General features: G+C 54.4%; 18 protein-coding genes. 15 read left to right on the plus strand and 3 right to left on the minus strand.

Annotated elements, in window-relative coordinates:
• Nucleotides 1-107: 107 nt before the first annotated feature.
• Both gyrA and rcsC read left to right on the plus strand, forming a co-directional pair.
• Nucleotides 108-2744 (plus strand): DNA topoisomerase (ATP-hydrolyzing) subunit A, encoded by a 2637-nt coding sequence (gene gyrA / locus ACLJPE_RS18490; protein WP_001281271.1) that lies wholly within the window; start codon nt 108-110, stop codon nt 2742-2744.
• A gap of 117 nt (nt 2745-2861) precedes the next feature.
• Nucleotides 2862-5708 (plus strand): two-component system sensor histidine kinase RcsC, encoded by a 2847-nt coding sequence (gene rcsC, locus ACLJPE_RS18495; protein WP_000876070.1) that lies wholly within the window; start codon nt 2862-2864, stop codon nt 5706-5708.
• Nucleotides 5709-5811: 103 nt separating this feature from the next.
• Here rcsC and rcsB read toward each other — a convergent pair whose 3' ends face one another.
• On the minus strand, nt 5812-6462 hold the full coding sequence (gene rcsB, locus ACLJPE_RS18500; RefSeq protein WP_001061919.1) for a response regulator transcription factor RcsB: 651 nt from the start codon (nt 6460-6462) through the stop codon (nt 5812-5814).
• Between the two features lie 16 nt (nt 6463-6478).
• Nucleotides 6479-9148 carry a phosphotransferase RcsD gene (rcsD, locus tag ACLJPE_RS18505; protein WP_039514278.1) on the minus strand — a complete coding sequence of 890 codons (2670 nt, stop codon included), beginning with the start codon at nt 9146-9148 and terminating at the stop codon, nt 6479-6481.
• Nucleotides 9149-9876: 728 nt separating this feature from the next.
• Here rcsD and ACLJPE_RS18510 point away from each other — a divergent pair.
• The 5 genes from ACLJPE_RS18510 to ACLJPE_RS18530 all read left to right on the plus strand — a co-directional run bounded on the left by ACLJPE_RS18510 (nt 9877) and on the right by ACLJPE_RS18530 (nt 15694).
• Nucleotides 9877-11013 carry a porin OmpC gene (locus ACLJPE_RS18510; RefSeq protein ID WP_000865520.1) on the plus strand — a complete coding sequence of 379 codons (1137 nt, stop codon included), beginning with the start codon at nt 9877-9879 and terminating at the stop codon, nt 11011-11013.
• A gap of 114 nt (nt 11014-11127) precedes the next feature.
• A complete protein-coding gene (apbE, locus tag ACLJPE_RS18515) occupies nt 11128-12180 on the plus strand; it encodes an FAD:protein FMN transferase ApbE (protein WP_000784296.1) in 1053 nt (350 codons plus the stop codon).
• Nucleotides 12181-12260: 80 nt separating this feature from the next.
• Nucleotides 12261-13322: a bifunctional DNA-binding transcriptional regulator/O6-methylguanine-DNA methyltransferase Ada gene (ada, locus tag ACLJPE_RS18520; RefSeq protein WP_000975978.1), complete on the plus strand. Its 1062-nt coding sequence runs from the start codon at nt 12261-12263 to the stop codon at nt 13320-13322.
• A gap of 2 nt (nt 13323-13324) precedes the next feature.
• Nucleotides 13325-13975, plus strand: a complete 651-nt coding sequence (gene alkB / locus ACLJPE_RS18525; RefSeq protein ID WP_000884989.1) for a DNA oxidative demethylase AlkB — start codon at nt 13325-13327, stop codon at nt 13973-13975.
• A 75-nt stretch (nt 13976-14050) separates the two neighbouring features.
• The gene (locus ACLJPE_RS18530) at nt 14051-15694 is read left to right on the plus strand and encodes a multidrug ABC transporter permease/ATP-binding protein (protein ID WP_000421586.1); all 1644 of its coding nucleotides are present in this window, start codon (nt 14051-14053) and stop codon (nt 15692-15694) included.
• Nucleotides 15695-15902: 208 nt separating this feature from the next.
• Here ACLJPE_RS18530 and eco read toward each other — a convergent pair whose 3' ends face one another.
• On the minus strand, nt 15903-16397 hold the full coding sequence (gene eco, locus ACLJPE_RS18535; protein WP_001550295.1) for a serine protease inhibitor ecotin: 495 nt from the start codon (nt 16395-16397) through the stop codon (nt 15903-15905).
• A 413-nt stretch (nt 16398-16810) separates the two neighbouring features.
• Here eco and napF point away from each other — a divergent pair, with 413 nt between their 5' ends.
• The 8 genes from napF to ccmA form a co-directional block, all read left to right on the plus strand.
• Entirely contained in the window at nt 16811-17302 is a 492-nt protein-coding gene (napF, locus tag ACLJPE_RS18540; protein WP_000228072.1) for a ferredoxin-type protein NapF, read from the plus strand.
• Nucleotides 17292-17555: a chaperone NapD gene (napD, locus tag ACLJPE_RS18545; protein ID WP_001260056.1), complete on the plus strand. Its 264-nt coding sequence runs from the start codon at nt 17292-17294 to the stop codon at nt 17553-17555. The genes napF and napD overlap by 11 nt, the downstream gene beginning before the upstream one ends.
• Complete coding sequence (gene napA, locus ACLJPE_RS18550) at nt 17552-20038, plus strand: nitrate reductase catalytic subunit NapA (protein WP_000778097.1); 2487 nt, start codon at nt 17552-17554, stop codon at nt 20036-20038. The genes napD and napA overlap by 4 nt, the downstream gene beginning before the upstream one ends.
• Before the next feature lie 6 nt (nt 20039-20044).
• Nucleotides 20045-20740, plus strand: coding sequence for a ferredoxin-type protein NapG (napG, locus tag ACLJPE_RS18555; RefSeq protein ID WP_000091679.1), 696 nt, complete (start codon nt 20045-20047; stop codon nt 20738-20740).
• Nucleotides 20727-21596 carry a quinol dehydrogenase ferredoxin subunit NapH gene (gene napH / locus ACLJPE_RS18560; RefSeq protein WP_000013532.1) on the plus strand — a complete coding sequence of 290 codons (870 nt, stop codon included), beginning with the start codon at nt 20727-20729 and terminating at the stop codon, nt 21594-21596. Before napG ends, napH begins: the two co-directional genes overlap by 14 nt.
• Nucleotides 21597-21711: 115 nt before the next feature.
• Nucleotides 21712-22161 (plus strand): nitrate reductase cytochrome c-type subunit, encoded by a 450-nt coding sequence (gene napB, locus ACLJPE_RS18565; protein WP_000835182.1) that lies wholly within the window; start codon nt 21712-21714, stop codon nt 22159-22161.
• A 9-nt stretch (nt 22162-22170) separates the two neighbouring features.
• Nucleotides 22171-22773 carry a cytochrome c-type protein NapC gene (gene napC / locus ACLJPE_RS18570; protein ID WP_000431778.1) on the plus strand — a complete coding sequence of 201 codons (603 nt, stop codon included), beginning with the start codon at nt 22171-22173 and terminating at the stop codon, nt 22771-22773.
• A gap of 20 nt (nt 22774-22793) precedes the next feature.
• On the plus strand, nt 22794-23323 hold a 530-nt coding region (gene ccmA, locus ACLJPE_RS18575), incomplete at its 3' end, for a cytochrome c biogenesis heme-transporting ATPase CcmA (RefSeq protein ID WP_182408330.1).

Below are 23323 nucleotides of genomic sequence, written 5' to 3' on the forward strand. Positions count from 1 at the left end.
ACCCGAATAAAGCATTGTCTGGCTGCATTCCGTTTACCAGTACGTGGGCGAATGTGTTATAATTTGCGACCTTTGAATCCGGGATACAGTAGAGGGATAGCGGTTAGATGAGCGACCTTGCGAGAGAAATTACACCGGTCAACATTGAGGAAGAGCTGAAGAGCTCCTATCTGGATTATGCGATGTCGGTCATTGTTGGCCGTGCGCTGCCGGATGTCCGAGATGGCCTGAAGCCGGTACACCGTCGCGTACTTTACGCCATGAACGTATTGGGCAATGACTGGAACAAAGCCTATAAAAAATCTGCCCGTGTCGTTGGTGACGTAATCGGTAAATACCATCCCCACGGCGATTCCGCAGTGTATGACACCATCGTTCGTATGGCGCAGCCATTCTCGCTGCGTTACATGCTGGTGGATGGTCAGGGTAACTTCGGTTCTATTGACGGCGACTCCGCGGCGGCAATGCGTTATACGGAGATCCGTCTGGCGAAAATCGCCCACGAACTGATGGCCGATCTCGAAAAAGAGACGGTGGATTTCGTGGATAACTATGACGGTACGGAAAAAATTCCGGACGTCATGCCGACCAAAATTCCGAATCTGCTGGTGAACGGTTCTTCCGGTATCGCAGTAGGTATGGCGACGAATATCCCGCCGCACAACCTGACGGAAGTGATTAACGGCTGCCTGGCGTATATCGACAACGAAGACATCAGCATTGAAGGGCTGATGGAACATATTCCGGGTCCGGACTTCCCGACCGCCGCGATCATCAACGGTCGTCGTGGTATCGAAGAAGCCTACCGTACCGGTCGTGGCAAAGTGTACATCCGCGCCCGCGCGGAAGTTGAAGCTGACGCCAAAACGGGCCGCGAAACCATCATCGTCCATGAAATTCCCTATCAGGTGAACAAAGCGCGCCTGATCGAGAAAATCGCCGAGCTGGTGAAAGATAAACGCGTGGAAGGCATCAGCGCGCTGCGTGACGAATCCGATAAAGACGGGATGCGCATCGTGATTGAAGTGAAACGCGATGCGGTGGGCGAGGTGGTGCTTAATAATCTCTACTCCCAGACCCAGCTACAGGTTTCCTTCGGTATTAACATGGTGGCGCTGCATCACGGCCAGCCGAAGATCATGAACCTGAAAGACATCATTTCAGCGTTCGTGCGCCACCGCCGTGAAGTGGTGACGCGTCGTACTATTTTTGAACTGCGTAAAGCCCGTGACCGCGCGCATATCCTTGAAGCTCTGGCGATTGCGCTAGCTAACATCGACCCGATTATCGAACTGATTCGCCGCGCGCCAACGCCGGCAGAAGCAAAAGCGGCGCTGATTTCGCGTCCGTGGGATCTGGGCAACGTTGCTGCGATGCTGGAGCGCGCTGGTGATGACGCTGCGCGTCCGGAATGGCTGGAGCCAGAATTTGGCGTGCGTGACGGTCAGTACTACCTGACTGAGCAGCAGGCGCAGGCGATTCTGGATCTGCGTTTGCAGAAACTGACCGGCCTGGAGCATGAAAAACTGCTCGACGAATACAAAGAGTTGCTGGAGCAGATTGCTGAACTGCTGCACATTCTGGGCAGCGCCGATCGCCTGATGGAAGTGATCCGCGAAGAGATGGAGTTAATTCGCGATCAGTTCGGCGATGAGCGTCGTACCGAAATCACCGCTAACAGCGCCGATATTAATATCGAAGATCTGATTAGCCAGGAAGATGTTGTCGTGACGCTGTCTCACCAGGGTTACGTCAAATATCAACCGCTGACGGATTACGAAGCGCAACGTCGTGGTGGGAAAGGTAAATCTGCCGCGCGTATTAAAGAAGAAGACTTTATCGACCGCCTGCTGGTGGCCAACACTCATGACACCATCCTCTGCTTCTCCAGCCGGGGCCGTCTGTACTGGATGAAGGTCTATCAGTTGCCGGAAGCCAGTCGTGGCGCGCGCGGTCGTCCGATCGTCAACCTGCTGCCGCTGGAAGCGAACGAACGTATCACCGCGATTCTGCCGGTTCGTGAGTACGAAGAGGGCGTCAACGTCTTTATGGCGACCGCCAGCGGTACCGTGAAGAAAACGGCGCTGACCGAATTCAGCCGTCCGCGTTCCGCCGGTATTATCGCGGTGAACCTCAACGACGGCGACGAGCTGATTGGCGTTGACCTGACTTCTGGTTCTGACGAAGTCATGCTGTTCTCGGCCGCGGGTAAAGTGGTGCGCTTCAAAGAAGACGCCGTCCGTGCGATGGGGCGTACCGCGACCGGTGTGCGCGGTATTAAGCTGGCGGGAGACGATAAAGTCGTCTCTCTGATCATCCCACGCGGCGAAGGCGCTATTCTGACCGTAACGCAAAACGGCTACGGGAAGCGTACCGCAGCGGACGAGTACCCGACCAAGTCTCGCGCGACGCAGGGCGTTATCTCTATCAAAGTGACCGAGCGCAACGGTTCCGTTGTTGGCGCGGTACAGGTGGACGATTGCGACCAGATCATGATGATCACGGATGCCGGTACTCTGGTGCGTACCCGTGTGTCCGAGATCAGCGTAGTGGGACGTAATACCCAGGGCGTTATCCTTATCCGCACGGCGGAAGATGAAAACGTGGTGGGTCTGCAACGCGTTGCTGAACCGGTAGATGACGAAGAACTCGACGCTATCGACGGCAGCGTGGCGGAAGGGGATGAGGATATCGCCCCGGAAGCGGAAAGCGATGACGACGTTGCGGATGACGCTGACGAGTAATGTTATTGCTGTGCGAGGGCCGGATATCCGGCCCTTTTTCTTTGCCGTTGCGGGCTACGTCATTTACCGCTACCTTAGTCACACTCTATTTACATCCTGAGGCGGAGCTTCGCCCCTTTGAAATACCTTGCTTCCTTTCGAACTACGCTGAAAGTCTCGCGCTACTTATTCAGAGCGTTAGCGTTACTCATTTGGCTCTTAATCGCCTTTGTTTCGGTGTTTTACATCGTCAATGCCCTGCACCAGCGGGAATCTGAAATTCGTCAGGAGTTCAACCTTAGCTCCGATCAGGCGCAGCGTTTTATCCAGCGCACATCGGATGTGATGAAAGAGCTCAAATATATTGCCGAGAACCGTTTAACGGCGGAAAACGGCGTTATGTCGTCGCGTGCGCGTGATGACAAAATGGTGGTGCCGGACTTTGAACCGCTATTCGCCGACTCAGACTGTGCGGCGATGGGCTCCGCATGGCGCGGATCGCTGGAGTCGCTGGCCTGGTTTATGCGTTACTGGCGCGACAACTTTTCAGCAGCGTATGATCTTAACCGCGTTTTCCTGATTGGCAGCGATAACCTCTGTATGGCGAATTTCGGCCTGCGTGAAATGCCCGTGGAGCGCGATGATGCGTTAAAAGCGTTACATGAGCGGATTATGAAATACCGCAACGCGCCGCAAGAAGAAAGTGGGAATAACCTTTTCTGGATAAGCCAGGGCGCGCGTCAGGGCGTGGGCTACTTTTATGCGCTGACGCCGGTGTATCTGGCCAACCGTCTGCAGGCGCTGCTGGGCGTCGAGCAGTCCATCCGCATGGAAAATTTTTTCACGCCGGGCAGTTTGCCGATGGGCGTCACCATTATTGATGAGAACGGCCATTCGCTGATTTCGTTGGCCGGTCCTGACGGCATTATTAAAGCGGAGCCGCGCTGGATGCAGGAGCGCTCCTGGTTTGGTTATACGCCAGGTTTTCGCGAACTGGTACTCAAAAAAAGCCTGCCGCCATCCTCGCTCAGTATTGTCTATTCTGTGCCTGTAGATTTAGTCCTGGAGCGTATTCGTATTCTTATCCTGAACGCTATCCTGCTGAACGTGCTGGTGGGCGCAGGGCTGTTTACGCTTGCGCGGATGTATGAGCGGCGAATTTTTATTCCGGCGGAGAGCGATGCCCAGCGTCTGGAAGAGCATGAACAGTTCAACCGTAAAATCGTCGCCTCCGCGCCGGTGGGGATCTGTATTCTGCGCACTATTGATGGCGTCAATATTCTGAGTAACGAACTGGCGCACACCTACCTGAACATGCTCACGCATGAAGACAGACAGCGCCTGACGCAAATCATTTGCGGCCAGCAGGTCAACTTTGTTGATGTATTGACCAGCAATAATACCAATTTGCAAATTAGCTTCGTCCATTCCCGCTATCGTAATGAAAACGTCGCGATTTGCGTGTTGGTAGATGTGAGTACGCGCGTCAAAATGGAAGAGTCGCTGCAGGAGATGGCGCAGGCGGCGGAACAGGCAAGCCAGTCTAAATCCATGTTCCTTGCGACGGTCAGCCATGAATTGCGCACACCGCTGTACGGTATCATCGGCAATCTCGATCTGCTGCAAACCAAAGAGCTGCCAAAAGGCGTGGATCGGCTGGTCACGGCGATGAATAACTCCTCCAGTCTGTTGCTGAAAATTATCAGCGACATTCTCGACTTCTCGAAAATTGAGTCGGAACAGCTAAAGATTGAGCCGCGCGAATTTTCACCGCGAGAGGTGATGAACCATATCACCGCCAATTATCTGCCGCTGGTGGTGCGTAAGCAGCTCGGCCTGTATTGTTTTATTGAGCCTGACGTGCCGGTATCGCTGAACGGCGACCCGATGCGTTTACAGCAGGTCATTTCAAACCTGTTGAGCAACGCCATTAAGTTTACCGATATTGGCTGCATCGTGCTGCATGTGCGCTGTGATGGGGATTATCTCAGCATTCGCGTGCGGGATACCGGCGTCGGTATTCCGGCAAAAGAGGTGGTTCGCCTGTTCGATCCCTTCTTCCAGGTGGGAACCGGCGTACAGCGTAACTTTCAGGGGACCGGTCTGGGGCTGGCGATTTGCGAAAAATTGATCAGCATGATGGACGGCGATATTTCCGTCGATTCGGAGCCTGGCATGGGAAGCCAGTTTACGCTGCGCATCCCGCTTTATGGCGCGCAATACCCTGTGAAAAAGAGCGTGGAAGGACTCGCCGGAACCTGCTGTTGGCTGGCGGTGCGCAATACTTCTTTGTGCCAGTTTATTGAGACCAGTCTGGCGCGTAGCGGCGTTCATACGCAGCGTTATGAAGGGCAAGAACCCGCTGCTGACGATATTTTGATTGTCGATGACGCGCTGGAGCATACCTGGCAGGGGAGGGCGGCGGTCGTCTTTTGCCGCCGTCATATCGGGATTCCGTTGGAAAGAGCGCCGGGCGAGTGGGTGCATAGTGTGGCGTCGGTGCATGAGTTGCCCGCGCTGTTGGCGCGTATCTATAGTATTGAGCTGGATAGTGAAGCGCTTTCCAGCGCATTGCCGACGACGGATAAAACCGCAGATTCAAATGACGACATGATGATTCTGGTCGTTGACGATCATCCTATCAATCGCCGCTTGCTGGCCGATCAATTGGGATCGCTGGGGTATCAGTGTAAGACAGCCAATGATGGCGTGGACGCTCTGAATGTGCTGAGTAAAAATGCTATCGATATTGTTCTGAGCGATGTGAACATGCCGAACATGGACGGCTACCGCCTGACGCAGCGTATCCGTCAGCTTGGGCTGACGCTGCCGGTCGTCGGCGTGACGGCGAACGCGCTGGCGGAAGAGAAACAACGTTGCCTGGAGTCCGGTATGGACAGCTGTTTGTCGAAGCCTGTGACGCTGGACGTGTTGAAACAGACGCTGGCGGTGTATGCCGAGCGGGTACGTAAAACGCGGGCATAAAAAATGCCGGATGGCGGCGTCGCCTGATCCGGCCTGCAAAAGATGAGTCGACTGGTAGGCCTGATAAGCGTAGCGCCATCAGGCTGGGTAACATAAAAGCGATTTATTCTTTGTCTGTCGGACTCAGGGTGACGGAAGAGAGATAGTTGAGCAGCGCGATATCATTCTCTACGCCCAGTTTCATCATCGCCGATTTCTTCTGGCTGCTGATGGTCTTAATGCTGCGGTTGAGCTTCTTGGCGATTTCGGTGACCAGGAAGCCCTCGGCGAACAGGCGTAATACTTCGCTCTCTTTTGGCGACAGGCGCTTGTCGCCGTAACCGCCTGCGCTGATTTTCTCCAGCAGACGAGAAACACTTTCTGGGGTGAATTTTTTGCCTTTTTGCAGCGCGGCCAGCGCCTTAGGCAGATCGGTTGGCGCACCCTGCTTGAGTACGATCCCTTCAATATCAAGATCCAACACGGCGCTCAGGATCGCCGGATTGTTGTTCATGGTCAGAACGATAATAGACAGGCTCGGAAAATGACGCTTGATGTACTTGATCAAGGTGATCCCATCGCCGTATTTATCTCCCGGCATGGAGAGGTCAGTGATCAACACATGCGCATCTAATTTCGGCAGGTTGTTGATCAATGCTGTGGAATCTTCAAATTCGCCGACAACATTCACCCACTCGATTTGTTCAAGTGATTTGCGAATACCGAACAGTACAATCGGGTGGTCATCGGCAATAATTACGTTCATATTGTTCATGTATTGGGCTACCTTGCTACAGCAAGCTTTTGACGTAGGCGTCAATGTCGCTGATATATTTTTCTATACTTGGAGCATCTTTCTCACGAATCAGATGTTCCAGCGTTTCACATAACTGCTTGCCGGGTACCAGATTAAGCATGGCAAACACCCCTTTCAGGCGGTGGGCCGTTTGGGCCAGCGCAGCGAAATCGCTGGTTGCCGCCTCAGTATACAACCTCTTAACATCATCCGGTACTGTGTCTACAAATAGCGCATAGTAGCCGCTGGCATGAAGCTCGGCATTTTCATCTCCGCCGAGCGGGGAGGCGGGAATCTCTTCCTGCGCCAGCTGCTCTTCGATAAGTTGTAGTACAGCTTCCTGCATAGCATTGCTCATATTAAAGTTGACGCGCAACTGACCCGGGCCAATTTTCCGCACGCCTGACTCATCATCGCTTAAAAGCAAGCCCGAGGCAGTAAGATTAGACGGATTATCCGTTAAAAAGAGATCATATTCTTGACTTATCTGCCTTTCATCCGGCGTGATGCAGGTGGCGCCCCAGTTTTCTAACTGACGCAGCACAATCGCGCGAACCTCGTTGGACGTCACATCGACCATCACGCTCACGTCGTCCAGCAGGCGCTCTTCGACCTGGGTATGCTGATCGTGAGGAAGCATTTTGACATGAACGGTATAGCGTGTGCCCAGCGTTTCCCGCGCTTTAATGTTGAGATGACCGCCCAGTTTGCGCGCCAGTTGATTGCACAGCCAGAAGGTGAGCGGATTCGCTTTGCCGTAACGGTCGCCCTGCGTTTCATTCATATACGGGAAATGCAGATTATCAATCTCGTTTAACGTTACGCCTTCGCCCGTATCCAGAATACGGAAAGTCAGACGCTCCGCGATAGATTCATCTTGCTCGACTTCAAGCGTAATTTTACCCATAGCGGTCGTCGTGACGGCATACTGAATCAACAGCAGCAAAATCCGGCGCAGGGCGTCGCGATCGCCCCAGCGTTCATCGTTGCCGCTAAGATGGTTATTAATCAGCAGTTGCAGCCCTTTACGCTTAATGGCGGGCAGCACTTCCGGCACGACTTCGTCAATAAGATCCTGCAGGGAGAACAGCGTTGCTTCGCTCTTCCATGCGTCATTTTCCAGCATATTCGCCAGTTGGATTTCATCGATCATACGTACCAATACATCCGCCTGATCCGCCAGTTTCAGGCTTTCCGGCGTGGTGACTGCCGCGGCGTTAACCGCCAGTTGGCGTACGGGCTCTTTAAGCGTGTTGCTGATATTTTGCATAAAGGCGGCACGGCCCTGCTGATTCTTCTCATACAAACGCTGCGCCTGTTTAAGCTTCTTATTCACCAGCACTTCCCGGTCCTGATCGCGGATAATAAAGATCTGCGTGCGGGGGGCGATCTGGCTGCGAAACAGACGGATCTCATACAGTTCGTTATTAATTGTCGCCTGAATCACGCCCTGATGCTGTTCCGCCATGCTGGTAATATTTTGCAGGTTAAGATGCGGCAACAGATGATCGGCGATTTTATTGCTGATCACGGTGCGGTTTCCTTCCTGATCGTAGACCAGCAGACCCAGCGGCAGCAGAGAAACGATCTCTTCATTAATGGCGCGTAAGACGCGAAGCTCGTTATTCGCCGCGTTGCCAGATGTCGATTCCGTCGTCCGTCCCGGCTGATGACGGAACGTAGCGTAGCCAAATAACGCCAACGCCAGCAGCCCGATGTTCAGCAGTAAAGGCAGCAAAATATTTTGCAACGTATCAAGCAAAAGCGTACCGAACGGTACCTGCCAGATCAGGCGCATTCCGGTAGAGTTAAGCGCTGAGGAGATCTCAATTTTTGAACCGTTAAAGCTAATCGTGACGCTATCAGGCGCTTCCTTTTCACTGCTTCGCCCCGTCGCCTGGGTTGCGTCAGGCTCTATCCGAAAACTGTCCAGCGGCATTCCCGGCGGGATTAAATCATTAATGGGCAGATCAAACGCCACCACGGTTGCCAGATGTCCTGGCTGATTGAAGGTCGTGCGCAGCGTAAAATAGTGACCGTTTTGCCAGGCCAGTTTTCGCAATGAGGAGAAACTTTCGCGCTCATCCAGCGCATTCGCCTGCTGCAACATCTCTGCCCGGCGGGAATCGACGATATTGCCAATAGTGGACTCTTTAAAGCCGGAAGAGAGATCTTTCAACGGTAGGGTAGAGATAAGAATCAGGCTGTTATCCTGTCCGTTGAGGTAATACATGGACCACGGCACGTTTTCCGCGCCCCACAGCGTATCCAGATAAGTTGACATACGCTGCGTCATTTCCAGCGTGGCGCTGTCATGGGAACCGAAAATCAGCGCTTCAGTTTTACGTCGCGGCTTTTCAAGATAATACACATCCTGCTTCAGACGCGTTTCCTGAAGTCCTTCACCTGTCGATGGCGTAGTGGTCGCGGCGATGTTGTCATAAATTTGCCAGGTAACATACCGCCAGGTATCCACGCGTTTATGAATAGCGTGGGTGATATCGACAATTTGATAGCTTTTGTCTTTCAACCAGGCGTTGACGGCGCTCTGTACCATAACGCCCATCGTTACCAGCAGCACAATGATCAGCAATAAGAAGAAACGGGTAATGCTTCCCGGTAGAAGGGAAAATCGGGTAGAGACCGTTGTGTCAGACTGACTCATTTATGTTTACGACCTGTAAAAGCAACGCTGAAGGTGAAGGGCAGTATAAAGGGTAATGAATGAATTTCCAGACTCTTACGTCATGCCGGGCAACTTAACACGCGCTCCGTCGGCGGGACGGGAAAAGCGTACAACCTTCGCAGAACGGTACAAATATAAAGACTACTTATAAATGTTTAGCACTAAATATCAAGAAATTATTTGCTAATGTCTTACGAACGGTCGAGCAGGGGAGTGTAGTGAATAACCGTGATAGTTTTAGGCAGGTAGCATAAATCAGCCGGGTGTGTCTGAAAAAGGGTAAAAAAAACCGAATGCGAAGCATCCGGTTGAAATAGGGGTAAACAGACATTCAGAAGTGAATGACGGTAATAAATAAAGTTAATGATGATAGCGGTCACTATTTTAGTTGCGAATGAAGATTCTGTTTTATCATTCAGTGCTATGAATTTCATCAATTTAACCCGTTGATTTTAAAAGTTTCGTGAATATATTTTGTCTATTTGTGCTTATTTTTACTTGATTTTTGCTTTAAAAAAGTTCCGTAAAATTCATATTTTGAAACATCTATGTAGATAACTGTAACATCTTAAAAGTTTTAGTATCATATTCGTGTTGGATTATTCTGTATTTTTGCGGAGAATGGACTTGCCGACTGGTTAATGAGGGTTAACCAGTAAGCAGTGGCATAAAAAAGCAATAAAGGCATATAACAGAGGGTTAATAACATGAAAGTTAAAGTACTGTCCCTCCTGGTACCAGCTCTGCTGGTGGCAGGCGCAGCGAATGCGGCTGAAATTTATAATAAAGACGGCAACAAATTAGACCTGTTTGGTAAAGTTGATGGCCTGCACTACTTCTCTGACGACAAAGGCAGCGACGGCGACCAGACCTACATGCGTATCGGCTTCAAAGGCGAAACGCAGGTTAACGATCAGCTGACCGGTTATGGCCAGTGGGAATATCAGATTCAGGGCAACCAGACTGAAGGCAGCAACGACTCCTGGACGCGTGTGGCGTTTGCGGGTCTGAAATTCGCTGACGCAGGTTCCTTCGATTATGGTCGTAACTACGGCGTAACCTATGATGTGACCTCCTGGACCGACGTTCTGCCGGAGTTTGGCGGCGACACCTACGGCGCTGACAACTTTATGCAGCAGCGTGGTAACGGCTATGCTACCTACCGTAACACCGACTTCTTCGGCCTGGTGGATGGTCTGGACTTCGCGTTACAGTATCAGGGCAAAAACGGCAGCGTGAGCGGTGAAAACACCAACGGTCGCAGCCTGCTGAACCAGAACGGCGACGGTTACGGCGGATCGCTGACTTATGCAATCGGCGAAGGCTTCTCTGTCGGTGGCGCTATCACCACGTCTAAACGTACTGCCGATCAGAACAACACCGCTGACGCTCGCCTGTATGGTAACGGTGATCGCGCTACGGTCTACACCGGCGGCCTGAAATACGATGCGAACAACATCTATCTGGCAGCGCAGTATTCTCAGACCTATAACGCAACCCGTTTTGGTACCTCTAACGGCAACAATAAGTCCGACTCTTACGGTTTTGCCAACAAAGCGCAGAACTTTGAAGTGGTTGCTCAGTACCAGTTCGACTTTGGTCTGCGTCCGTCTGTGGCTTACCTGCAGTCTAAAGGTAAGGACATCAGCAACGGCTACGGCGCCAGCTATGGCGACCAGGACATCGTAAAATACGTTGATGTCGGCGCGACTTACTACTTCAACAAAAACATGTCCACCTATGTTGATTACAAAATCAACCTGCTGGATAAAAACGACTTTACCCGCGATGCGGGCATCAACACCGACGACATCGTAGCGCTGGGTCTGGTTTACCAGTTCTAATCAGCAAAAGATGTTGCTAAAGGGCCTGCGGGCCCTTTTTTCATGCCTTATTCCGGCGTACAAATACGACGTTTTGATATACGCTTGCGTCCATTCGAATGAGGATAAACAGCGATGAAAATGACTTTTTGCCGGGCCGTGTGTCTGGCGGCGGCTTTTTTACTTATGGGCTGCGATGAGGCTCCCGAAACGACAACAGCGTCACCTGCCGCTCAGGTGCTGGAAGGTAAGACGATGGGGACTATCTGGCGGGTGAGCGTGGTTGGCATCGATGCGAAACGCGCCGCAGAGCTACAGACTAAAATCCAGACTCAGCTTGATGCTGATGATTGGTTGCTTTCTACCTATAAAAATGACTCCGCGCTGATGCGTTTTAACCATTCACGCAGTCTTGCGCCCTGGCCGGTCAGCGAAGCTATGGCGGATATCGTGACCTCGGCGCTGCGTATTGGCGCGAAGACGGATGGCGCGATGGATATCACCGTGGGCCCGCTGGTCAATCTGTGGGGGTTTGGACCGGATCGGCAGCCGCTGCATATCCCAACACCAGCACAAATCGATGCGGCAAAAGCGAAAACAGGCCTGCAACACTTGCAGGTTATCGACAGGGCTGGGCATCAGTTTTTGCAAAAAGATCTGCCGGATCTTTATGTTGATCTCTCCACGGTCGGGGAAGGCTATGCGGCGGATCATCTGGCGCGTCTGATGGAGCAGGAGGGCATTGCGCGTTATCTGGTCTCGGTGGGCGGCGCATTAAGCAGTCGCGGGATGAATGCGCAAGGGCTGCCGTGGCGCGTCGCGATTCAGAAGCCGACCGACCGGGAAAACGCGGTGCAGGCGATTGTGGATATCAACGGGCATGGCATCAGCACCTCCGGCAGCTACCGTAACTATTATGAGCTGGATGGCAAGCGTGTCTCGCACGTTATCGATCCGCAAACGGGGCGCCCCATTGAACACAACCTGGTATCGGTTACGGTCATCGCGCCAACGGCGCTGGAAGCGGACGGCTGGGACACCGGCCTGATGGTGCTCGGTACGCAAAAGGCGCAAGAGGTCGTGCGGCGGGAAGGGCTGGCGGTCTTTATGATCATGAAAGAAGGTGAGGGCTTTAAAACCTGGATGTCGCCGCAGTTCAAAACGTTCCTGGTGAGCGATAAGAATTAAAACGCAAGATTACGGGTTTTTGTGGGCGGATTTACGGACACACTGCATGTAAGCAAGCACTATGCTTAATGAAGGAGTCTATGATGAAAAAAGCGTTACTTACCGATGATGAATGCTGGCTGCGGGTGCAGGCGCGCGATGCCAGCGCGGATGGGCGTTTCGTTTTTGCGGTGCGAACCACCGGCGTTTTTTGCCGCCCTTCTTGTCGCTCGAAGCGGGCGTTACGTAAAAATGTTCGCTTTTTTGCCAACGCGCAGCAGGCGCTGGACGCCGGTTTTCGCCCCTGCAAGCGCTGTCAGCCGGATAATGCGCGCGCGCAGCAACGGCGGTTGGATAAGATTGCCTGCGCCTGCCGTTTACTTGAGCAGGAGACGCCGGTAACGCTGGCGTCTCTGGCGCAGGCGGTGGCGATGAGCCCGTTTCATCTGCACCGCCTGTTTAAAGCGAGCACCGGAATGACGCCGAAAGGGTGGCAGCAGGCGTGGCGCGCCCGGCGGCTGCGTGAGGCGTTGGCGAAAGGAGAGCAGATCACGGCGGCTATTTACCGTGCCGGCTTCCCGGATAGCAGTAGCTACTACCGTCATGCCGACCAGACGCTGGGCATGACGGCAAAACAGTTTCGCAAAGGCGGCGATAATGTCTCCGTTCGCTATGCGCTGACGGACTGGGTTTACGGACGGTGCCTGGTGGCGGAGAGCGAGCGGGGGATTTGCGCGATTCTCCCCGGTGATAGCGACGACGCGCTACTGGCTGAATTACACACCCTGTTCCCGGCGGCCCGCCACGCACCTGCTGACGCGCTTTTTCAGCAACGGGTGCGGCAGGTTGTCGCGGCTATCAACACACGCGATGTGCTGCTCTCGTTGCCGCTGGATATCCAGGGAACCGCGTTTCAACAGCAGGTCTGGCAGGCGTTATGCGCAATTCCCTGCGGCGAAACCGTAAGCTATCAACAGCTTGCCGCGACTATCGGCAAACCCACGGCAGTACGCGCGGTCGCCAGCGCGTGCGGCGCGAATAAACTGGCGATGGTGATCCCGTGTCATCGGGTCGTGCGTCGTGATGGCGCGCTCTCCGGTTATCGTTGGGGCGTGCGTCGAAAAGCGCAGCTATTAAAGCGAGAAGCGCAAAAAGAGGAGTAGCAATGCTGGATCTATTTGCTGATGAAGCGCCCTGGCAAGAGCCCCTGGCGCCTGGCGCGGTGGTGTTGCGCCGCTTTGCGTTTCGCGCGGCGCAGTCGCTATTAGACGATATCGGGTTTGTCGCCAGTCAGTCTCCGTTTCGTCAGATGGTGACGCCGGGCGGCTACACCATGTCGGTGGCGATGACCAACTGCGGCGCGTTAGGGTGGACCACCGATCGTCACGGTTATTGTTATGCCGTGCGCGATCCGTTGACCGATAAACCCTGGCCTGCGCTGCCGTTATCGTTTGCCAGCGTATGTCGTCAGGCGGCAATCGCGGCAGGGTATGCGAGCTTCCAACCGGACGCCTGCCTGATCAATCGCTACGCGCCCGGCGCAAAACTGTCGCTGCATCAGGATAAAGACGAGCCGGATCTGCGCGCGCCTATCGTCTCAGTTTCGTTGGGGGTGCCGGCGATTTTTCAGTTTGGCGGCCTGCGTCGCAGCGATCCGCTCCAGCGGATCTTACTGGAGCATGGCGATATCGTGGTCTGGGGCGGCGAGTCCCGGCTGTTTTATCATGGTATCCAGCCGCTTAAAGCGGGCTTTCATCCCATGACCGGTGAATTTCGTTACAATCTCACCTTCCGTCAGGCGGCTGAAAAAGAATAAAAATAAGAATTATTATTGCTGTGCAGGTGGAGTTAGTTAAACTGCGGGCTGTTATTATCGGTCCGGGTTGTATGCATGGAACTTCTTATTCTTGTCTGGCGGCAGTACCGCTGGCCATTTATTAGCGTGATGGCGCTGAGCCTCGCCAGCGCGGCGCTGGGGATTGGCCTGATCGCGTTTATCAATCAGCGCCTGATTGAAACGGTGGACACCACCGTCATGGTGCTGCCGGAATTTCTCGGTCTGCTCCTGTTGCTAATGGTTGTCACATTAGGTTCCCAACTGGCGCTTACCACTCTGGGACACCATTTCGTTTACCGCCTGCGCAGCGAATTTATCAAGCGCATTCTGGATACGCACGTTGAACGTATTGAGCAACTGGGCAGCGCCTCTTTACTGGCCGGTCTGACCAGCGATATTCGCAATATTACTATCGCCTTTGTGCGTCTGCCTGAGCTGGTACAGGGCATTATCCTCACCGTCGGCTCGGCGGCGTATCTGGCGATGCTATCGACAAAAATGCTGCTGGTTACGGCTATCTGGATGGCGGTCACTATCTGGGGCGGATTTGTGCTGGTGGCGCGGGTTTACCAGCATATGGCGACCCTGCGCGAGACCGAAGATAAGCTGTACAACGACTATCAGACGGTGCTGGAAGGACGCAAAGAGCTGACGCTAAACCGCGAGCGTGCGGAGCAGATTTTTCAGCAATGCTATATCCCGGACGCCAAAGAGTACCGTTATCACATTATCCGTGCCGATACTTTTCACCTGAGCGCCGTCAACTGGTCGAATATCATGATGCTGGGGGCGATAGGCCTGGTCTTCTGGATGGCGAATAGTCTCGGCTGGGCGGATACTAACGTCGCGGCGACCTATTCACTGACGTTGCTGTTCCTGCGCACGCCGCTGCTGTCTGCGGTGGGGGCGTTGCCAACGCTACTGACCGCCCAGGTGGCGTTTAATAAACTGAATAAATTCGCGCTCGCCCCGTATAAGCCTGATTTTCCACAGCCGAAAGCCTTTCCCGACTGGAAGACGCTGGAGCTGCGCAACGTGGTTTTCCACTATCAGGATAACGCGTTTTCCGTGGGGCCCATCAACCTGACGATTCACCGCGGCGAACTGCTGTTTTTAATTGGCGGCAACGGTAGCGGGAAATCGACGCTGGCCATGTTATTGACCGGTTTATACCAGCCGCAATCGGGAACGATTTTACTTGATGGTCAACCTATTGCCGCCGGGCAGCCGGAAGATTATCGCAAACTGTTTTCTGCGGTGTTTACCGATGTGTGGTTATTCGACCGCCTGCTGGGGCCGCAGGGGAAACCCGCCAATCCCGCGCTGGTCGAAAAGTGGCTTGAGCACCTGAAAATGACGCACAAGCTGGAGCTAAACGATGGGCGCATCTTGAATCTTAAACTGTCGAAAGGGCAAAAAAAGCGCATTGCGCTACTGCTGGCGCTGGCGGAAGAGCGCGATATTATTTTGCTGGATGAGTGGGCCGCCGATCAGGACCCGCATTTCCGCCGGGAGTTTTATCAGGTACTGTTGCCGTTAATGCAGGAAATGGGCAAAACCATTTTCGCCATCAGCCATGATGATCACTATTTTATTCATGCCGATCGTCTGCTTGAAATGCGCAACGGACAGCTAACCGAACTCACCGGCGACGAACGTGACGCCGCCTCGCGTGATGCGGTTGCGCGTACTGCGTAATGGACTATGGCGCCGGATGAACCACCTGATGGCAGCCCTACGTCCGCACGCGGGTAGGCCTGATAAGATGCCACGCGTCGCCACCAGGCATCGGGGTATTTTTTGCGGCGGGCGAGCGGATTTCCAGACGTGTTTTAAAAAGAACCCCGGAGCGCTGCGTGAGCCGGCGTGTTCAGATGCCCGGTAAGTGTGACCGGGCAGCGTAACATTATCGCGCGACGGCGTTCTGTACGTTAGCGTCCGCTTTCCAGATGCGGTATTTCACGTCTACATTCGCCGGGGTATACACCACGATCGGCAGCTTGCTGTTGTAGCGCAGCATCCCGTCTTCACCCAGCCAGGCGGTGACGAATTTTTGCTCTTTCTTACCTTCAGGGCAGGCCATCATGGTTGATACCGGAGAGGTGACGTTATCAAAGACATAATAGTCATAGCCCCAGCCTTCCAGCGTTTTTGTTTCCAGCGTGCCGCCGAGGCGATGCTGGTTACAATCCACATTCAGCGTTTGGCCAATCAACAGTTCCACTTTGAGGGTAGATTCATCCTGCTGAGGGGTAAGGGTTATCACTTGCCGCTTCATTCCTTTTTCCGCCTGCGGATAGGGGGCGATTTTCTCCAGCGGCTGGGCGGTATCGCTATTGTTAGCCCAGGCAGAGGCGCTGGCGAGGGCGGCGAAGACGACGGCAGGGACAAACATCTTCATTTGATTGTTCACAGTATTTCCTTTCTGCTGTTTTCGGTATGCACGGACAACAGATTAACACATTCATATTATCTATTAATCTGTATTTACTCATATTTTCAAGATTATTAATAAAATAGCGTCTTTTTATATAGTGGAATATTCCGATATTGATAATGTAAATGGAATTATCAGCTATTAGTGGTTTTCGTTATATAGATAGCTATATAACTCATTGAAATGTGAGAAAAAGCACGTTTACGGGTCTTTACCCGGCACTCTTTTGATCCGGCAACAGCATTTACCTCTATCGGGGTATGCATCTCTTACACATCCTGAAATATCTTATTTACAAAAATAACTACTCATAAATTGTACGGTTTTTATTGGCATTCACTCCCTATGGAAGCGTGTCGTTATGGAAGGGCGATATCATGGTTGATTTATCCCGTCGAAGCATGTTGACCGGCAGTTGGCGCAACGCCAGCAATGGGATTCTTCCGCCGTGGGCCAGAGAAACAACCTATTTTCTCGCACATTGTCTGCGTTGCGACGCCTGCATCCAGGCGTGTGAGGCCGACATCCTGCAGCGAGGGACGGGGGGATATCCGAGCGTAGATTTCAAACGGGGCGAGTGCAGCTTTTGTTATGCCTGCGCGCAGGCCTGTACTGAATCGCTTTTTCTTCCGCGCCACACCAGGGCCTGGGATCTGATTTTTACACTCACGGAAAACTGCCTCGCCAGGCAATCGGTTGAATGCCATCGTTGCCAGGACAGTTGTGAACCTATGGCCATTACCTTTCGTCCCACGCTATCCGGCATTTACCAGCCGCAGCTTGACTCGCAGGCCTGTAACGGATGCGGGGCGTGTGTGGCTATCTGTCCCGTGTCAGCCATCAAAGCGGAGAACCACCATGCGCACTAACTGGCAGGTCTGTAGCCTGGTCGTGCAGGCCAAAAGTCAGAACATCGCCGCCATTGGCCCACAGTTGAACACGTTGCCGGGTTGCGAAGTCGCGTTAAGCGACGTTGAAAGCGGGCAACTGATCGTGGTGGCGGAAGCAGATCAGAGTGAAACGCTGATGCAAACAATTGAGTCAGTACGCAATGTCGAGGGCGTACTGGCGGTGTCGCTGGTTTATCACCAGCAGGATGAGCAAGGTGAGGAAACACCATGAAACTCAGTCGTCGTAGCTTTATGAAAGCTAACGCCGTTGCGGCCGCTGCGGCGGCTGCCGGTCTGAGCGTGCCGGGCGTCGCCCGCGCCGTTGTCGGGCAGCAGGAAGCCATCAAATGGGATAAAGCGCCGTGCCGTTTTTGCGGAACGGGTTGCGGTGTGTTAGTGGGCACGCAGCAGGGCCGTGTGGTCGCCTGCCAGGGCGACCCCGACGCGCCGGTCAACCGTGGTCTGAACTGCATTAAAGGCTACTTCCTGCCCAAAATCATGTACGGTAAAGATCGTCTGACGCAGCCGATGCTGCGCATGAAAGACGGCAGCTATCACAAAGACGGCGAGTTTACGCCGGTGAGCTGGGAACAGGCCTTCGATGTGATGGAGGAGAAGTTTAAAACCTCTCTGAAAGAGAAAGGACCAGAAGCGATCGGCATGTTTGGATCGGGTCAATGGACCATCTGGGAAGGCTATGCCGCCGCGAAATTGTTCAAGGCTGGTTTCCGCTCTAACAACATTGACCCGAACGCGCGTCACTGCATGGCCTCGGCGGTGGTGGGCTTTATGCGCACCTTTGGCATGGATGAACCGATGGGCTGCTACGACGATATCGAGCAGGCCGATGCGTTTGTGCTGTGGGGGTCCAACATGGCGGAGATGCACCCGATTTTATGGTCGCGCATTACTAACCGCCGTTTGTCCGACCCGAACGTGAAGGTTGCTGTCCTCTCCACCTTCCAGCACCGCAGCTTTGAACTGGCGGACAACGGTATTGTCTTTACCCCGCAAAGCGATCTGGTGATCCTTAACTATATCGCGAATTACATTATTCAGAACAACGCGGTAAATCAGGATTTCTTCACAAAGCATGTGAACCTGCGTAAAGGGGCGACGGATATCGGCTACGGCTTACGCCCGACGCACCCGCTGGAAAAAGCGGCGAAGAATCCGGGCTCCGACGCTTCCGAGCCGATGAGCTTCGACGAGTATAAAGCCTTCGTGGCGGAATATACGCTGGACAAGACCGCTGAAATGACCGGCGTGCCGAAAGATCAGCTGGAACAGTTGGCGCAGCTCTACGCCGATCCGAATAAGCGCGTGATCTCTTACTGGACGATGGGTTTTAACCAGCATACCCGCGGCGTGTGGGCGAATAACCTGGTTTACAACCTCCATCTGCTGACCGGAAAAATCTCCCAGCCTGGCTGCGGTCCTTTCTCGCTGACCGGCCAGCCTTCCGCCTGCGGTACGGCGCGTGAAGTGGGAACCTTCTCACACCGTCTGCCCGCAGACATGGTCGTGACGAACGAAAAACACCGCGATATCTGCGAAAAACACTGGCAGATCCCTGCTGGCACTATCCCGGCAAAAGTGGGTTTACATGCGGTGGCGCAGGATCGCGCGTTGAAAGACGGCAAGCTGAACGTCTACTGGGTAATGTGTAATAACAATATGCAGGCCGGGCCGAACATCAATGAAGATCGGATGCCGGGCTGGCGCGATCCGCGTAACTTCATCATTGTCTCCGATCCTTACCCGACGGTGAGCGCGCTGTCTGCGGATCTGATCCTGCCGACCGCCATGTGGGTTGAGAAAGAAGGCGCTTACGGCAACGCCGAACGCCGCACGCAGTTCTGGCGTCAGCAAATTAAAGCGCCGGGCGAAGCTAAATCCGACCTCTGGCAACTGGTGCAGTTCTCCCGTCGTTTTAAAACCGAGGAGGTCTGGCCGGAGGCGTTGCTGGCCCAGAAGCCGGAGCTGCGCGGTAAAACGCTGTATGACGTTCTGTTCGCCACGCCGGCGGTCAGCAAATTCCCGCTGAGCGAGCTGAAAGAGGATCAGTTAAACGATGAGTCTCGTGAACTGGGCTTCTATCTGCAAAAAGGGTTGTTTGAAGAATACGCCTGGTTTGGACGTGGCCACGGGCACGATCTGGCGCCGTTCGACGATTACCACAACGCGCGCGGTCTGCGCTGGCCGGTCGTCGAAGGCAAAGAGACGCAATGGCGTTACAGCGAAGGCAACGACCCGTATGTAAAAGCGGGGGAAGGGTACAAATTCTACGGTAAACCGGATGGCAAAGCGGTGATCTTCGCGCTGCCATTTGAACCCGCGGCGGAGTCGCCGGACAACGAGTACGATCTGTGGCTTTCCACCGGTCGCGTGCTGGAACACTGGCATACCGGCAGTATGACGCGCCGCGTGCCTGAATTGCATCGCGCCTTCCCGGAAGCGGTGGTCTTTATTCACCCGCTGGATGCGAAAGCGCGCGATCTGCGTCGTGGGGATAAGGTTAAAGTGTCGTCCCGCCGCGGCGAAGTGATTTCGATTGTCGAAACGCGTGGACGTAACCGTCCGCCGCAGGGACTGGTGTATATGCCGTTCTTCGATGCCGCTCAGCTAGTGAACAACCTGACGCTGGATGCGACGGACCCGCTCTCTAAAGAGACGGACTTCAAGAAGTGCGCCGTTAAACTGGCGAAGGTGTAACGCGTTATGTCCCGTACAGCGAAACCCCAAAATGGCCGCCGCCGCTTCCTGCGTGATGTTGTGCGCACTGCGGGCGGGCTGGCGGCGGTTGGCGTGGCGCTGGGCTTGCAACAGCAAACCGCGCGCGCAACGGGCGTGCGGCTGCGTCCGCCTGGCGCGCTGAATGAAAATGTCTTCGCCAGCGCCTGTGTGCGCTGCGGGCAGTGCGTTCAGGCGTGTCCATACGACACGCTAAAACTGGCGACGCTGGCCTCCGGGCTATCGGCAGGCACGCCCTATTTCGTCGCTCGCGACATCCCCTGCGAAATGTGTGAAGACATTCCGTGCGCCAAAGTCTGCCCCAGCGGGGCGCTGAATAAAGATATCGCCTCCATTGATGATTCGCGCATGGGGCTGGCGGTGCTGCTGGATCAGGAAAACTGCCTCAACTTTCAGGGGCTGCGCTGCGACGTTTGCTACCGCGAATGCCCGAAAATCGATGAGGCCATCACGCTGGAGCTGGATCGCAACATGCGCACCGGCAAACATGCGCGCTTTCTGCCCACCGTACACAGCGACGCCTGTACCGGCTGCGGCAAATGCGAAAAAGTCTGCGTACTGGAGCAACCAGCGATAAAAGTGTTGCCGTTGTCATTGGCGAAAGGGGAGTTAGGACACCATTACCGCTTCGGCTGGCTGGAGGGGAAAGATGGCAAATCGTAAACGCGACGCCGGGCGAGAAGCGCGGGCGAAAAAAGGCTGGTGGCGTAGCCACCGTTGGCTGGTGTTACGCCGTATCAGCCAGTTTATGGTGCTGGGGATGTTTCTCAGCGGCCCATGGCTGGGCTTTTGGGTTTTGCATGGCAACTACAGCAGTAGTTTGCTGTTCGATACCCTCCCGTTGACCGATCCGCTGATTACCCTGGAAAGTCTCGCCAGTGGGCATCTTCCCGCTACCGTGGCGCTGACGGGAGCAGTGATTATCGCTGTGCTGTATGCGCTGGCGGGAAAGCGATTATTTTGCAGTTGGGTTTGCCCGCTAAACCCCGTTACCGATTTGGCTAACTGGATGCGCAGGAAATTTGACCTGAACCAGTCTGCGACGATTCCACGCCATATACGGTACGTCCTTCTGGTGGTGGTGTTAATCGGTTCGGCGTTGACCGGCACGCTGCTGTGGGAATGGATTAATCCCGTGTCGCTGTTAGGCCGTAGTCTGGTTATGGGATTTAGTAGCGGCGCGTTGCTGATTATTGCTTTGTTTTTATTTGATTTATTAGTCGTTGAGCACGGTTGGTGCGGTCATATTTGCCCGATGGGCGCGCTGTATGGCGTGCTGGGCAGTAAAGGCGTAGTGACCGTGACGGCCAAAAAACGTGAGAAATGTAATCGCTGTATGGATTGTTTTCATGTTTGCCCGGAACCGCATGTGCTACGTGCGCCGGTGCTGGATGAGCAAAGCCCGGCGCAGGTCACTCACCGCGACTGCATGACCTGCGGTCGCTGTGTGGATGTCTGTTCTGAGGATGTTTTTACAATAACGATACACAACATCATTCGGGATGCATCGCGGCGGTAAGCGAGGAAATCCCCAGGAGCATAGATAACGATGTGACTGGGATTTTCGAGCGCAGCCAACAAAGAGGCAGCTCGAAGGATGAAGTGTAAATGCGATGGAGTTCGGGAGCGAAACAATGAAAAGCCATGACCTGATGAAAGCGCTGTGTCAATGGATGGCCACGCTTGCCCTGGTGGTAAGTGGTGCGGTTTGGGCGGCAAACGGAGTGGATCTGAGCCAGTCGCCGGAAGTATCCGGGACGCAGGAAGGGGCGATTCGTATGCCGAAAGAGCAGGAACGTATGCCGCTAAATTACGTCAACCAGCCGCCGATGATCCCGCACAGCGTCGAGGGCTACCAGGTGACGACCAATACCAACCGCTGTCTGCAATGCCACGGCGTGGAAAGTTATCGTACGACGGGCGCGCCGCGTATCAGTCCGACGCACTTTATGGACAGCGACGGTAAAGTGTCGGGCAACGTCGCGCCGCGTCGTTATTTCTGCCTGCAGTGCCACGTACCGCAGTCTGATACCGCGCCGATTATCGACAATACCTTTACCCCCTCGCAAGGTTACGGGAAATAAGAGGTCATTATGGAAAATTCTAACCGTAAACCCGGCTGGATAAAGCGCGTCTGGCGATGGTGGCGCAGCCCCAGCCGCCTGGCGTTGGGGACGCTGCTGTTAATCGGTTTTATCGGCGGCATCATCTTCTGGGGCGGCTTCAATACCGGAATGGAAAAGGCTAACACCGAAGAGTTTTGTATTAGCTGCCATGAAATGCGCAACACGGTGTATGAGGAGTATATGGAAACCGTCCACTACAACAACCGTAGCGGCGTTCGTGCCACCTGTCCTGACTGCCATGTGCCGCATGAGTGGGGGCCGAAGATGATCCGTAAGATCAAAGCCAGTAAAGAGCTGTATGCGAAGGTATTTGGGCTGATAGATACACCGCAGAAATTTGAAGCTCATCGCCTGACAATGGCACAAAATGAGTGGCGGCGCATGAAAGACAACAACTCGCAGGAATGCCGTAACTGCCACAATTTCGACTTTATGGATCTGACCGCGCAAAAAGGCGTCGCGGCGAAAATGCACGATCAGGCGGTAAAAGATGGACAGACCTGTATCGATTGCCACAAAGGGATCGCGCATAAACTGCCGGATATGCGTGATGTTAAACCAGGTTTCTGACAGGACGTTGATGAGTGGGAATGCTTGAAGCCAGAGATCTGTACTGCGAGCGGGACGAGAGGACGCTGTTTCGCGGGCTGTCGTTCACCGTGGACGCCGGGGAGTGGGTGCAGGTCACCGGCGGCAACGGCGCGGGAAAAACCACCCTGCTGCGCCTGCTGACCGGGCTGGCGCGCCCGGACGGCGGGGAGGTGTACTGGCAGGGCGAACCCCTGCGCCGCGTGCGCGACAGCTTCCATTCCGGCCTGCTGTGGATAGGGCACCAGCCGGGGATAAAAACCCGCCTGACGGCGCGGGAGAACCTGCACTTCTTCCACCCCGGCGACGGCGCGCGTCTCCCGGAGGCGCTGGCGCAGGCCGGGCTGGCGGGATTTGAGGACGTGCCGGTCGCCCGGCTCTCGGCCGGGCAGCAGCGCCGGGTGGCGCTGGCCCGCCTGTGGCTGACCCGCGCCGCGCTGTGGGTGCTCGACGAGCCGTTCACCGCCATTGACGTTAACGGCGTGGCGCGCCTCACCCGGCGGATGGCGGCGCACACGGCGCAGGGCGGGAT

The sequence above is a fragment of the Salmonella sp. SAL04196 genome, assembly GCF_046550835.1.
Lineage (GTDB): Bacteria > Pseudomonadota > Gammaproteobacteria > Enterobacterales > Enterobacteriaceae > Salmonella > Salmonella enterica.